General features: G+C 61.6%; 1 pseudogene. It reads left to right on the forward strand.

The features are described from left to right. Window positions 1-318: pseudogene (locus A3728_RS20010) on the forward strand (VOC family protein); the annotation flags it as partial.

Below are 318 nucleotides of genomic sequence, written 5' to 3' on the forward strand. Positions count from 1 at the left end.
TGCGTGCATCACATCGCCTTCGAAGTGGACCGCGCCATGTTCGACCAGGTGCTCGACCGCCTCGAAGAGCGCGGGATCGGAAACTCGGGCGTGAAGGATCGCGGTTTCATGCACTCGATCTATTTCAAGGATCCGCTGGGTCTACTGATCGAACTGGCCTGCTACGCTTTCATCCCGCCCCGCGGGTCCAGCCATGCTGAAGTGATGCTGGAAGCGCACAAGATACGCGTGGCCGCCGGGGATCACCACATAGAGCGCCAGCATCTTGCGGATGCGAGCGCGCTGATCGTGGAGCGGTCACAGGCGTCGCTCAGCGAA

Source organism: Sulfitobacter sp. HI0040, from assembly GCF_001634885.1.
In the GTDB taxonomy this organism is placed as follows: domain Bacteria; phylum Pseudomonadota; class Alphaproteobacteria; order Rhodobacterales; family Rhodobacteraceae; genus Sulfitobacter.